Origin of the sequence: Aurantiacibacter luteus (assembly GCF_001010945.1) — a bacterium.
Taxonomy (GTDB): domain Bacteria; phylum Pseudomonadota; class Alphaproteobacteria; order Sphingomonadales; family Sphingomonadaceae; genus Alteraurantiacibacter; species Alteraurantiacibacter luteus.
On sequence record NZ_LBHB01000001.1, the window covers coordinates 563,885 to 577,047 of the forward strand.

11 protein-coding genes and 1 tRNA gene are annotated in these 13,163 nt (G+C 67.6%); 5 read left to right on the forward strand and 7 right to left on the reverse strand.

Going from position 1 to position 13,163, the window contains the following annotated elements:
• Nucleotides 1-15: 15 nt before the first annotated feature.
• Entirely contained in the window at nt 16-336 is a 321-nt protein-coding gene (trxA, locus tag AAW00_RS02760; protein ID WP_047002781.1) for a thioredoxin, read from the forward strand.
• On the opposite strand, the gene AAW00_RS02765 is transcribed toward trxA, so the two are convergent.
• Complete coding sequence (locus tag AAW00_RS02765; protein WP_241461613.1) at nt 333-1,133, reverse strand: inositol monophosphatase family protein; 801 nt, start codon at nt 1,131-1,133, stop codon at nt 333-335. The genes trxA and AAW00_RS02765 overlap by 4 nt on opposite strands.
• Nucleotides 1,130-2,356, reverse strand: coding sequence for a bifunctional glutamate N-acetyltransferase/amino-acid acetyltransferase ArgJ (gene argJ / locus AAW00_RS02770; protein WP_047002782.1), 1,227 nt, complete (start codon nt 2,354-2,356; stop codon nt 1,130-1,132). The genes AAW00_RS02765 and argJ overlap by 4 nt, the downstream gene beginning before the upstream one ends.
• A gap of 369 nt (nt 2,357-2,725) precedes the next feature.
• Here argJ and AAW00_RS02775 point away from each other — a divergent pair, with 369 nt between their 5' ends.
• From AAW00_RS02775 to AAW00_RS02785, 3 genes are all read left to right on the forward strand, one after another.
• Nucleotides 2,726-3,025 (forward strand): hypothetical protein, encoded by a 300-nt coding sequence (locus AAW00_RS02775; protein ID WP_156169903.1) that lies wholly within the window; start codon nt 2,726-2,728, stop codon nt 3,023-3,025.
• Between the two features lie 90 nt (nt 3,026-3,115).
• Complete coding sequence (secA, locus tag AAW00_RS02780; protein ID WP_047002784.1) at nt 3,116-5,929, forward strand: preprotein translocase subunit SecA; 2,814 nt, start codon at nt 3,116-3,118, stop codon at nt 5,927-5,929.
• 64 nt (nt 5,930-5,993) lie between these two features.
• Nucleotides 5,994-6,737: a class I SAM-dependent methyltransferase gene (locus tag AAW00_RS02785; protein WP_156169904.1), complete on the forward strand. Its 744-nt coding sequence runs from the start codon at nt 5,994-5,996 to the stop codon at nt 6,735-6,737.
• On the opposite strand, the gene AAW00_RS02790 is transcribed toward AAW00_RS02785, so the two are convergent.
• The 3 genes from AAW00_RS02790 to AAW00_RS02800 form a co-directional block, all read right to left on the reverse strand.
• Entirely contained in the window at nt 6,727-7,713 is a 987-nt protein-coding gene (locus AAW00_RS02790) for a phosphatase PAP2 family protein (RefSeq protein ID WP_047002785.1), read from the reverse strand. The two genes, AAW00_RS02785 and AAW00_RS02790, sit on opposite strands and share 11 nt — an antisense overlap.
• A gap of 86 nt (nt 7,714-7,799) precedes the next feature.
• A tRNA-Asn gene (locus AAW00_RS02795) sits at nt 7,800-7,874 on the reverse strand.
• Nucleotides 7,875-7,950: 76 nt separating this feature from the next.
• Nucleotides 7,951-8,739, reverse strand: coding sequence for an NAD kinase (locus AAW00_RS02800; RefSeq protein WP_047002786.1), 789 nt, complete (start codon nt 8,737-8,739; stop codon nt 7,951-7,953).
• Between the two features lie 110 nt (nt 8,740-8,849).
• Here AAW00_RS02800 and AAW00_RS02805 point away from each other — a divergent pair, with 110 nt between their 5' ends.
• Nucleotides 8,850-9,659, forward strand: a complete 810-nt coding sequence (locus tag AAW00_RS02805) for an EAL domain-containing protein (RefSeq protein ID WP_052761732.1) — start codon at nt 8,850-8,852, stop codon at nt 9,657-9,659.
• On the opposite strand, the gene AAW00_RS02810 is transcribed toward AAW00_RS02805, so the two are convergent.
• Nucleotides 9,660-10,682, reverse strand: a complete 1,023-nt coding sequence (locus AAW00_RS02810; protein WP_206539312.1) for an NADP-dependent oxidoreductase — start codon at nt 10,680-10,682, stop codon at nt 9,660-9,662.
• A gap of 17 nt (nt 10,683-10,699) precedes the next feature.
• Nucleotides 10,700-13,129 carry a S9 family peptidase gene (locus tag AAW00_RS02815; RefSeq protein ID WP_047002787.1) on the reverse strand — a complete coding sequence of 810 codons (2,430 nt, stop codon included), beginning with the start codon at nt 13,127-13,129 and terminating at the stop codon, nt 10,700-10,702.
• Nucleotides 13,130-13,163 lie beyond the last annotated feature (34 nt).

Consider the following 13,163-nt stretch of genomic DNA (forward strand, 5'->3'; position numbering starts at 1 on the left):
AATCAGGAGATACCCATGGCCACCAAGACTGTCACCGACGCGAGCTTCCAGGCCGATGTGCTCGATGCCGACAAGCCCGTCCTCGTCGACTTCTGGGCGGACTGGTGCGGCCCGTGCAAGATGATCGCCCCCGCGCTCGAGGAACTGAGCGACGAGATGGGCGAGCAGGTCACCATCGCCAAGATGGACATCATGGAAAACCCGGACGTGCCGGGCAAGATGGGCGTGCAGTCGATCCCGTTCCTCGTGCTGTTCAAGGACGGTCAGCCGGTCGCGCAGCAGATGGGCGCCGCGCCCAAGAACGCGCTGAAGGGCTGGCTCGAGAGCCAGCTCTAGGCGGGCAGGGCGGCCAGACGCGCCGCCAGGTCGTCCCACAAGTCAGGCGAGGCGGCGCCGATGAGGCCGCCGTATTCGTCGCCGTCCACCCGGTAGGGCGAGCCGTCGGGCCGGGCGGCTCGCCCGCCTGCCTCGTTCAGCCACAGCACGCCCGCCGCGTGATCCCAGGCCAGCGTTCGCTCGAAGATCGAGACGTCGTTGGTGCTCAGCGCGAGGCGCGGGTACTGCTCGGCGGCGCAGTACGGTATGTCGGTCAGTCGATAGTGCGGGCAGATATGCTCGATCGTGGCGGCGCGCTTCGCCTCGTCCATGAAGATGAGCGAGATGGCGGCGACGGGCGGCTTTTCGCCGGTCCCGCGCGCCGCAATGCGCTCGCCATCGACGAAGGCCCCGTGCCCCTCATGCGCGGCGCAGAAGCGACCGGTCAGGCAGTCGAAAATCCATCCGCTGCGCGCCACGCCGCCCTCGGCGCGGGCAATGAGAATGCCGAAGGGTGGCTGCCCGCTGGCGAAGTTGCGGGTGCCGTCGATGGGGTCGACGATCCAGCAATCGCCGGACAGGTGGCGGCGCTGCGTGGGGTTGGCATGGACGCCTTCCTCTCCCACCACCGGCAGGTCAGCGAGCCTGGCGAGCCCCTCTCGCAGCATCGCCTCGCTCTCGCGGTCAGCAATCGTGACGGGATCGTTTCCGCCCTTGTCTTCAATGTCCTGCGCGCCGAGGTTGCGATAGCGTGGCAGGATGACGCGGTCCGTCACCTCGCGCATCAGCGCCATGATCTCGCGATCGAGCAGGCTCAAGATCGGTAGTCCGCGTTGATGGCGATGTAGCCGTGCGTCAGGTCGCAGGTCCACACGGTCGCGCGGCCTTCGCCGATGCCGAGATCGACCAGCACGTCGATCTCCTCACCCGCCAGGTGCGCAGCGACCGGCGCCTCGTCATAGCCTTTCACCGGCAGCCCGTCGCGCGCCGTCCAGTGCCCGCCGAATGCGATGGAAAGCGTGTCGCGGTTCGCGGGCTCGCCCGCCTTGCCCACCGCCATCACCACGCGCCCCCAGTTGGCATCGCCGCCCGCGATGGCGGTCTTGACCAGCGGCGAGTTGGCCACGGCGAGGCCCACGCGCCGGGCGCTATCGTCGCTCTCGGCGCCCGTCACCGTCACGGCGATGAACTTGCTCGCCCCTTCGCCGTCGCGCACCACCAGATGGGCAAGCTGGCGGCATACGTCGTGCAGCGCGGCGGCAAAGGCGTCGGCGCCCGGATCGTCGAAGCTCGTCAATGGGGCGTTGCCCGCCTTGCCGGTGGCAAAGGCCAGAACGGTGTCGCTGGTCGAGGTGTCGCTGTCCACAGTAATGCAGTTGAAGGTGGCGCGGTTGGCGGCGGCAAGGCAGCTCTGCAGGAAGGCAGGATCGACCGAGGCATCGGTGAACACATAGCCCAGCATCGTCGCCATGTCGGGCGCGATCATGCCGCTGCCCTTGACGATGGCGTTCAGCGTAACCTTGGTCTCGCCGAGCATCGCGGTGGCCGTCGCGCCCTTGGCGAAAGTGTCGGTCGTTCCGATAGTTAACGCGGCTTCCTCGTACGGAACCTCAGGAGCTTCGAACACGGCTGCCACGCCCGCCTCGGCCTTGGCCTTGGGCAGCGGCACCCCGATGACACCGGTCGAGCTGACGAAAACATCGGACGGCAGGCAGTCCAGGTGATGGGCCACCTGCGCCATGATCGCTTCCACCGCTTCGCGCCCGCGGTAACCGGTAAAGGCGTTGGAATTGCCCGCGTTCACCACCAGCGCCCGTGCCCGGCCCAGCCGCACCTGCTCGCGCCCCATTTCGACCTCGGTCGAACAGCACACGTTGCGCGTGAACACGCCCGCGACCGTCGTACCCTCGGCCAGCTCCGCATAGGTCAGGTCGGCGCGGTCCCAGCTTTTGTACCCGGCTCGCGCCACGCGCAGCTTCACGCCGGCGATGGGCGACATTTCGGGGAAGGGCCGGGCGAGGGGAGAGCGGGTCAGGTCCATTGACTTGCTGCCCTATTGTGCCCGATGCGCTGCTGCAAGCGATGACGGGAGAGTACGGCGACGAGGTCCCGTCACATCCTCCAGGGGGCATACGATCCTCGAGAACACGGCCTGCCTGCCGCTGGAGCAGCGCGGATGCAATTCGTGGCCGACATCGACAAAACGGGCACGGTCACGGAATTCCGGATTGTCCCCATGGACCTGCCGCAGGTTGCGCCGTGCAAAGGCTTCGTGCGCAAGTCGGTCGGACTAACGCCCGGCCACCGATACCCAGAGGAATCCGGTCACGCTTCGGATGCGTTTCCGCATGGGTCTGTCACGAGAACACCTCGCCAGCTGATCGAAGCGCACCCATAGGGGCAAATGGCCTTGGACTTTTCGGTCTCGCTGACCTATCTGACACGCCTCATGCTGCGCCAGCTGCTCACCCTCCTTGCCATCATCTCGGGCTTCACGCTCGCGGCGGAGCCCGTGTCGGCCAGCGATCTGCGCGATGTCAGCGTTGCCGCTGCCGCACAGGACCTGGCCGATTGCCGGCCGGTCGTGGTCGCGCCCATGCAGCTGGGTCAGGCGAGGGAGCAGGACCGGACGGATAGCCGTCGCTGCCAGCGGCGCGTCGTCGTGGCGGCGCCCGCCGTCCAGCTCCGGGCCGATCGCGCGCACGAATAGGGCCTTCGCCCGCTTCCATTTCCCGCATTCCCGGCAGGCTGCGCCCGACTGGCGCGGCCGCTCATCATACTACCGACAGGAACCCATGCCATGTGGCAGCAAGTCGCCAAATCCATCTTCGGCTCGTCCAACGACCGTTACGTCCGCTCGCTCGACAAGACCGTCGCCCGCATCAACGCTCTCGAAGAACAGCTGATCGACTTCTCCGACGACGAGCTGCGCGCTCAGACCGAAAAGTTCCGGCTGCAACTGGCGGACGGCAAGACGCTCGACGACATCCTGCCCGAAGCGTTTGCGACCGTGCGCGAGGCATCGAAGCGCGTCCTCGGGATGCGTCACTTCGACGTGCAGATGGTCGGCGGCATCGTGCTCCACCGCGGCGAGATCGCGGAGATGAAGACGGGCGAGGGCAAGACCCTCGTCGCCACGCTCGCCACCTATCTCAACGCCATCGAGGGCAAGGGCGTGCACGTCGTGACGGTGAACGACTACCTCGCCACGCGTGACGCGGAATGGATGGGCCGCCTGCACAAGTTCCTCGGCCTGACGGTCGGCGTGATCGTGCCCAATCTGTCGGAACAGCAGCGCCGCGACGCCTATGCCGCCGACATCACCTACGGCACCAACAACGAGCTCGGCTTCGATTACCTGCGCGACAACATGAAGCAGGAACGCCGCCAGATGGTGCAGCGTCCCTTCAACTTCGCCATCGTCGACGAAGTGGACTCGATCCTGATCGACGAGGCGCGCACCCCGCTCATCATCTCCGGCCCGACCGAGGACAAGAGCGAGCTCTACATCGCGCTCGATGCGGTGGTGAAGCAGCTCGTCGCCGACCAGGAGGCGCTGGAGCGCGAGAATGGCGGCCCGCTGGCCGAGGGCGAGGGATACTTCACCAAGGACGAAAAGGCGCGCAGCGTCTCGCTGACCGAGGATGGCGCCGAGGAGATCGAGCAGCGTCTCGCCGCCGCCGGCCTGATGACGACCGACAACCTCTACGACGTCGAGAACACCCAGATCGTCCACCACCTGGACCAGGCCATGCGCGCCGTGGTGATGTTCAAGAAGGATACCGACTACATCGTCAAGGACGAGAAGGTCGTCATCATCGACGAGTTCACCGGGCGGATGATGGATGGCCGCCGCTGGTCGAACGGCCTGCACCAGGCCGTCGAGGCCAAGGAGGGCGCGGAAATCCAGCCCGAGAACCAGACGATGGCCTCGATTACCTTCCAGAACTATTTCCGGATGTATCCCAAGCTGGGCGGCATGACCGGCACGGCCGCCACCGAGGCGGCGGAATTCTGGGACATCTACAAGCTCAACGTGGTGGAAATCCCCACCAACGTCCCCGTCAGCCGCGTCGACGAGGAGGACGAATTCTACAAGAACACGATGGACAAGTTCGCCGCCATCGCCAAGGCCATCCGCGAGAAGAGCGAGGCCGGGCAGCCGGTGCTGGTGGGCACGGTCAGCATCGAGAAGAGCGAGCTCCTGAGCCAGTTCCTCGAGAAGGAAGGCGTCAAGCACGCGGTGCTGAACGCCCGCTTCCACGAGCAGGAAGCGCACATCGTGGCGCAGGCCGGGCGCATCGGCGCCGTCACCATCGCCACCAATATGGCGGGCCGCGGCACCGACATCCAGCTCGGTGGCAACCTCGAATTCCGCGTGGAGGACGAGCTCGCCGGGATGGAAGAGGGGCCCGAGCGCGATGCCGCCGTGGCGCGCATCAAGGAAGAGATCGCCGAGGAGAAGGCCCGCGTGCTGGCATCGGGCGGCCTGTTCGTGCTCGGCACCGAGCGGCACGAGAGCCGCCGCATCGACAACCAGCTGCGCGGCCGCTCGGGGCGCCAGGGCGATCCCGGCCTGTCGCGCTTCTACCTCTGCCTGGAAGACGATCTGCTGCGCATCTTCGGGCCGGACACGCTGTTCGCCAAGATGATGAATGCCAATCTCGAGGACGGCGAGGCGATCGGCTCCAAGTGGCTGTCCAAGGCCATCGAGACCGCGCAGAAGAAGGTCGAGGCGCGCAACTACGAGATGCGCAAGCAGGTCGTGCAGTACGACGACGTGATGAACGACCAGCGCAAGGTCATCTACGAGCAGCGCGCCGAGATCATGGACTCCGAACGCGTGGACGACGTGGTCGAGGAGATGCGCCGCGATGCGATCAACGCCATCGTGGCCGAATCCTGCCCGCCGGGCTCCTATCCCGAGCAATGGAACGTCGAGCAGCTGCGCCAGCGAATCGCGGAGGATCTGGGCCTCCAGGTTCCGCTCGACGACTGGCTGGCCGAGCACGAGGTCGAGCCCGAGCTTATCGAGGAGCGCCTGCAGGATCTTGCCGAGCAGAAGCTGGCGAGCAAGGTCGGCGACATCCCTGAGGATGCCTGGCGCCGGGTGGAAAAGAGCATCCTGCTCGAACGGCTCGACTATCACTGGAAGGAGCACCTCGCCACGCTCGATGCGCTGCGCCAGGTCGTGTTCCTGCGTGCCTACGCCCAGAAACAGCCGATCAACGAATACAAGCAGGAAGCCTTCGGCCTGTTCGAGACCATGCTCGAAACCCTGCGCGAGGACGTGACCAAGGTGCTGCTGACCGCGGAATTCCGCGCCGCCGCGCCGCCGCCACCGCAAAGGCCCATGGGCGCCCTGCCGGACCTGCCGAGCTTCCTGACCGGCCACGTCGATCCCTTCACCGGCGAGGACAATTCCAATGACGGCGACGGTTCGGCGATGGACCCGGGCCTGTTCGGCACGCTGGCGGGCTCGCCCGTGGCCTCCACCGGCAGCGGCGGGGCGCAGGTCGACGATCCCTATGCCGGCATGGCGATTAGCCGCAACGCCCCGTGCCCCTGCGGCTCGGGCAACAAGTACAAGCACTGCCACGGCGCGCAGGCCTGACACCAAGCTCCCTTTGCCCACGCCGCCGCTCTGCTGTAGCGGTGCGGGCAAAGGAGAGCCTGCCATGATCCGTTCCCTGTCCCTTGCCGCCACCGCGATGGCCCTCGCGTTGGCCGGCTGCACGACCATCGAGGACGGGGAGATCGGCACGTTCGAGGCGTCGGAGGCGCTGATGGCCGCGGTCGTCAGCCCGGCGCGCCCGGCCGAGGACGTCGCCCGCGACGAGGCGCGGCTGCCGCTCGAGACCATCACCTTTGCCGGGGTCGCGCCGGGTGAGACCATCGCCGAGATCGCGCCGGGAGGGGGATACTACACCCGCATCCTGGCGCAGGCGGTGGGGCAGCAGGGCAAGGTCTATGCGCTGGTGCCCGCCTCCTTCGCCAGCCGACCCGGCGGGCTCGACGCGATCAACGCGATTGCCGAGCAGTATGGCAACGTGGAGGTCGTGGTGGTCGATGGTTATGGCAACCTGACGCTGCCCGAGCAGGTCGACCTCGTGTGGACGACCGAGAACTATCACGATCTCGCCAACGGCGATGTCGCCGCGACCAATCGCTGGGCATACAACGCGCTGAAGCCGGGCGGCATCTATTTTGTGGAGGACCACTCGGCGCCAGGCACGGGGCTGAATGCCACCTCCACGCTCCACCGCATCGACCCCACCGCCGTGCGCCAGCAGGTCACCGCCGCGGGCTTCCGGTTCGAGGCGGAGAGCGACCACCTCGCCAATTCGGCCGATCCGCACACCGCCAACCCGCGCGAGCTGGACGGGCGGAGCGACAAGTTCGCCCTGCGCTTCAGGCGCTGACCGGGGCGACTTCCACGCGGCCGAGCAGCTTCCAGCAGCCCCAGACCACGGCGAGCGAGACGATCCCGTCCCACGCATAGTGCCAGGCAAGGTGGAACGAGCCGACCCAGATGACGAAGGCGTAGAGCGCAGCAAGCGCGCGCGGCCAGGGGTTCGCCACCCGGTCGCGCACCATCAGCCAGGTGAGGACGGCAAAGCCGACGTGGACCGATGGCATGGCGGAAATGCCCGACCCGAAGCCGCCCTCGTCGTAGGTGGCGAGCAGCCACTCGGCGATGGAGAGCGCGGTGATCGGCTGCACCGCGTCCGCCTCGGCCAGGCGCGCCATCAACGGGGCATAGTAGGGATCGCCGTAGAACCGCTCGTAGAACACCGGCCCCGCGCTCGACATGGCGAGCGCCATCGCGTTGCCGATTAGCACCAGCACGACCAGCACGCCCATCATGGCGCGAAACTGGAAGGTGCGGTCGCGCGACCCGCCGATCCACACGGCGAGGAAGGGAAACAGCGTGAACCACAGCACGTAGAGCCGGTCGATGACGACCGTCCCCCAGGGGCCGAGCAGCGCGTGGCTAACGCGCCAGGGATCGGTGCCGAGGAAGAGCCAGCGGTCTGCCGTCACCAGCGGCGGATCGAGGTAGAAGGGCACGTGGGCGGGAATGTTCGCCTTGATGAAGCTGAAGGCGGCGCTGGGAAAGGCGATTAGCACGATCAGCGCGGCGGGCACGAGCAGCGCCGCGCCGTCGTCTCGCAATACGCGGCCAAGCGATGGATTCTCGCCCGCCAACCTCAGCGCCCGCATCCGCGCCAGCAGGGCGAGCAGCGACGCGGCAAGCGCAATGGCCAGCACGCGCGGCGAGAGAGGCGCTTCCCACAGCCCGGCATTGCCGCCGAAAAAGGCGATTGCCACCACGCCCGGCAGCAGCGATGCGGCGACCACGATAGCCGCGGCGAGGGGGCGGGAGAGGACGAGCATCAGGCGCGCGTGCTAGCGCGTCATGCCTAATTTCCGGTAACTTTAGCAGGTCCGCCGGGCCGCGGTGCGGCGCTGGTGGCGGAAAGTGGCTCCCCGAGTTGGATTCGAACCAACGACCAAGTGATTAACAGTCACCTACTCTACCGCTGAGCTATCGGGGAGCAGCCGTATCGGCAGGAGTGCGCCTATATGGGCGGCGATTTGGCATTGCAAGCCCCTTTGCCGGGGCTGCCGCGATCAGTGCACGAATTGCTCGGCAACGATGCGTTCGTCCAGCGCGTGGCCCGGATCGAACAGCAGCGTCATTGCGATTTCGGAGGCGATTTCGACGTGCACCTCGGCGATGTCGCGCACTTCCTTCTGGTCGGCGACGACGGCGACGGGGCGCTTGTCGGGCTCGCGCACGCGGAAGGTAACGCGGCTGCTTTCGGGCAGGATTGCGCCCGGCCAGCGGCGCGGGCGGAATGGGCTGATCGGGGTCAGCGCCAGCATGTGCGAATCGAGCGGCAGGATCGGGCCGTTTGCCGAGAGGTTGTAGGCGGTCGATCCCATCGGCGTCGCCAGCAGCACGCCGTCGCCCGCCAGTTCGGGGATGCGGACCTTGCCGTTGACGGCGATCTCCACCTTGGCGGTCTGCCGCGTCTCGCGCAGCAGGCTCACCTCGTTCAGGGCGTAGGAGGTGTGGCTGATCCCGTCCTGGGTGACGGCGTTCATCGCCAAAGGGCGCACCGTCATCGGCTTGGCCCGGGCGATCCGCTCGGCAAGGCCGGCGACACCGAGGTTGCGATTCATCAGGAAGCCCACGGTGCCAAGGTTCATGCCGAACACCGGCAGCTTGCGCCCGCCGTCGAGCATGGCGTGCAGCGCGTCGAGCATGGTGCCGTCGCCGCCCAGCGCGATCAGCGTGTCGGCCTCCTCGATGGGCACGATATCTAGCGTTTCGGCCAGCGCCCGGGCGGTCTTGCTCGCCCGTTCGGACGGCGAGTGGAGCAATGCCAGCTTTCGCAGTGCGGCTGTCTCGGCCACGCGGTCCTCCCGTTTCCCCCTTGCGCCGGACCCTATGAAGCGCCGTCCCGATTTGCAACGCGGCATTCGCGGGCGCTGCTTTTGCGTGGGCCTTCCGGCACTTGGCCGCCATGACAATTCCCGCCCAGATATTCGAGCGCCGGACGCGCGTCGACCGTCGCCGCACCACGCCGCACCCGATCACGGCGGAGCTGGCCGACGCGCTGACGGCGGACGCGATCGACCTGCTGTTCCAGCCGCAGTTCGCCGCCGCGGACGGGGCGCTGGTGGGGGCCGAGGCGCTGGTCCGCTGGGAGCATCCGGAGCAGGGGACGCTGGCGGGCGACGCACTGGTCGCCATCGCGCAGAGCGGCGGCATCGCCCGTCGCCTCTCGCGCCACATCGCGCGCATGGCGCTGAGCGCGGCGGCGCACTGGCCTAAGAATCTCCGCCTCTCGCTCAACGTGACGGCGATGGACCTGTTCGACCGCACGTTCGGAGAGGAACTGCTGGCGATGCTGGCGGACACGGGCTTTCCGGCCGCGCGCCTGACGCTGGAGATCACCGAGCAGGCGCTGGTGGCCGATCTCGACCGCTCCGCCCGGCGGCTGGAGGTGCTGGCAGGCGAGGGCATCCGCGTCGCGCTCGACGATTTCGGCGCGGGGTTCTGCAACTTCCGCTATCTGAAAGTGCTGCCGCTCGACGCGCTCAAGCTCGACCGGTCCATGCTGGACGGGGTGACGAGCAGGCCACGCGACCTGGCGGTGCTGCGCGGCATCGTGGCGATGGCCCGCGCGCTCGACCTGGCGGTGATCGCGGAAGGGATCGAGACCGAAGCCCAGCGCGATGTCGCCGCGCGCGAGGGTTGCAACATGTGGCAGGGATATCTGGGGGCTGCCCCGCTGCCCTCACGCGAATTCGCCGCGTTTGCCGCGCGCTGATCAGTCGGCGATCTTTATCACCACCTTGCCCTTGGCATGGCCTTTCTCGAGGTAGGCGAAAGCCTCCTTCGTATCGGCCAGCGAAAAGGTGCGGTCGATCTGCGGATCGAGCTTTCCGCTCTCCATCAGAGCGGCCAGTTCCGCCAGTTCCGCGCCCGAGGGGTGCATGAACAGGTAGCGGTAGGTGACGCCATGGCGCCGTGCCGCCGCGCGCTGTTTCAGGCTGGCGGCCCAGAACAGCGCCTTCAGCTTCCAGTCCCCGCCCAGGTCCTTCTCGGCGGTGGTGGGTTCCGGCGTGCCGCCGATCGAGACAACCTTGCCGCCGTCCTTCACCACGCCGAAGGTCCGCATCAGCGTGTCGCCGCCGATGAGGTCGAAGGCACCGTCGACCTTCTCGGTCAGTACATCCTCGAAATGTTCGGAGGTGTAGTCGATCACCCGGTCGGCGCCCATCCGTTCCACCAATTCGCACCCGCGCGGGGAGGCGGTGGTGATGACCTCGGCGCCCAGCCACTTTGCGATCTGGATTGCAAAGGTGCCCACGCCGCCCGCACCGCCGGATATGAACACCCGTTGCCCCGGTCTCAGGCCCAGCTCGTCGCGCAGGGCTTGAAGCGCGGTAAGGCCCGCCAGCGGCACGGCGGCGGCCCGTTCGAAGCCCCAGCCGTCGGGGATCGGGGCGCAGCAATCGGCGGGGAGGGCGGCATATTCGGCGAGCGCGCCCATCGCGTCCTTGGGCACTCGGGCGAAGACGCGGTCGCCGGGCGCGAAGGCGGTGACGCCGTCCTCCACCTCCTCGACCGTGCCCGCCAGTTCATTGCCCATGATCGCGGGCATGGGATAATCGAGCAGCAGCTTCAGCTTGCCGTCGCGGGTCTTGTAGTCGACCGGGTTGAGCCCGGCGGCATGGACCCGCACCAGTACCTCGCCCGCCCCAAGCAAGGGGCGCACCATGTCGCGCAGTTCGGTCTTCTCCGGGCCGCCATAGCCGGTCAGCACGAAGGCCCGCATCAGTACGCTCATGGTGCGCTTGTCCCTTCTCAGCCGCCGGAGGACGTCTCCGGCATCTCGGCGTTCTTCACGTAACGATCGAACCAGTCGATCGACTCCGCCAGCACGTGCAAAATGCTCTCGCGCCCGCGATAGCCGTGGTCCTCGTAGGGCAGCATGACGAGCCGCGCGGTGCCGCCGGTGCCGCGCACGGCGGCGAACATGCGTTCGGACTGCTCGGGGAAAGTGCCCGAATTGCTGTCGTTCTCGCCGTGGATCATCAGCAGCGGCTCGTTGATCTGGTCGGCCTGCATGAAGGGCGAGAGATCGTAGTAGGTCTGGGCCGCATCCCAGAATACGCGCCGTTCCGACTGGAAGCCGAAGGGCGTCAGCGTGCGGTTGTAGGCGCCCGAGCGGGCAATGCCGGCGCGGAAGATATCGCTGTGAGCAAGCAGGTTGGCGGTCATGAAGGCGCCGTAGCTGTGCCCGCCAACGCCCACGCGGTATCCGTCGCCAAAGCCCCGCGCGACCGAGAAATCCACCGCCGCCTGCGCGCTGGAGACGATCTGCTCGATGAAGGTGTCGTTGACCGTCTCCGGATCGCTGCCGACCACCGGCATGGCGGCATCGTCGAGCACGGCGTAGCCCTGCGTCAGGAAGAACAGCTGGGAATAGCTGCCGATGCGGGTGAAGCGGTAAGGCGAATCGCGGTTCTGCCCGGCGGTGGCGGCATTGTTGTATTCCAGCGGATAGGCCCAGACGACCAGCGGCAGCTTGTCGCCTTCGCGGTAACCGGCGGGCAGGTAGAGCGTGGCGGTGAGCTGCGTGCCGTCGGCGCGCGGGTAGGTGACGACCTCGCGGCGGATGCCGGTCAGTTCAGGGTGCGGATCGGGGAAGTCGGTGATGAACTGCGCCTGCCCGCCGGTGTAGAGGCGATAGTTGCCGGGATTGATCGGGCTTTCGTAACGGGTGATGAAGCTGGTGCCGTCACCCTCCAGCACCCCGGCAATGCTTTCGAGATACTCGCCGTCGTTGCGCCAGATCTCGGTCGTCTCCAGCGTGTCCATGTCGAATCGGCGCAGGAACGGGCGCAGGCCCTCGGGCGTGGCGCCGCTGCCGCTCAGCAGCAGGTCGCCGTCCTCCACCCGCGCCACGCTGAAGCCGGCGTCGGTGGTCGTCGAAACCGGCGAGCCGGGGTCGGCGTAGGCGTCCTGCACGTTGCGCAGGAACAGCTGGCGTGGGGCATTGGTGCCGGTCACGTCGATCAGCGCCTGGCGCACCTCGCGCGTGTCGCGGTCGTAGTCGGCGGCGATGATGTCATCCGTGCCCTCGATGCCGGAGAAGCCGGCGTAGCGGTCCTCGAAGCGGGCGACTTCGCGGGGGGTGCCGGTGAAGGGTGCGGCGAGGGTGTATAGCGCATCGCGCACGTCGGTCACGGTGCGCGGATCGCCGCCGTCCTGCGCCTCGGCCCACATCAGCGTGCTCGCCTCGGTCGGGTGCCAGGTGATGCTGCGCCGCCCGGTCTGCACGCCCTGCACCGGCAGGTTGTCGGCCAGCGGCTGCTGGGCGATCGTGGCGACAGGGGTGCCGTCGATGCGGGTGACGGCCGAGGTCAGCGGGAAGTCGGAGTAAGGCACCTGGTAGCTGAAGGGCTGCTCCATCCACTCCATCAGCAGGTACTGATTGTCGGGCGATGCGCCGACGTAGCGATAGAGGCGCGGCGGGCCGACGACCTCGGGCGCGCTGCCGTCGAGCGAGTAGATCACCGGCTGGCTGGTGCCGAGCCAGGTGAACAACGCCTCGTCGTAGGGGTTTTCCAGCAGGTCCTGGTAGGTGCGTGTCTGCGCCTCCTCGCCGCCCACGGCGTTCTGGATGGCCGGGCCTTCCGGGGTACGCGATTCGACGGGCATGGGGCCGCGGTTCGACGGCGAGACCATGACCAGCAGCCGCCCGTCGGGCAGCCAGCGCGGGCTCTGGAAGATGGGGTTCATGCCCCGCTCGAGCAGCGTGCGCGCCTGCCCGGTGGCGCTGTCCGCCACCATCAGCGCCATACCGTCCTCGTAGGTGTTGGAGAAGGCGATGTAGCGCCCGTCGTTCGACCAGTTGACGTGCGAGATGTCCGCCTCGGCGGGCAGGGCGATCTCGACCTCGTTGCCGCCGGTGATGTCGCGCAGCGTCATGCCGACGAAGTTGCGCGTGCCGTGGCGATCGTTGACCGAGGCATCGAGCCGCAGCCCCGCGAGCTTTTCCATCGGCCGCGCCAGTTCGCTGACCGGCGGCAGCGCCTCGCGCTCGATCAGCAGCATCCGGTCGTACTCGGGCGAGATCGAGACCGCAGGTGGCGGTGCGCGCAGCACGATGTCGGCGACATCGGCGGGCGGCAGGCGATAGCCGTCCTCCGCCTGTTCCTGCGCCGCGGCGGGAGCGGCGAGCGCGATGGCGGGAGCCACGAGGGCAGTGAAAGCGAGCAAACGGCGCATGATGGATTCTCCTGTCGCCGGACAGGCTACCCAC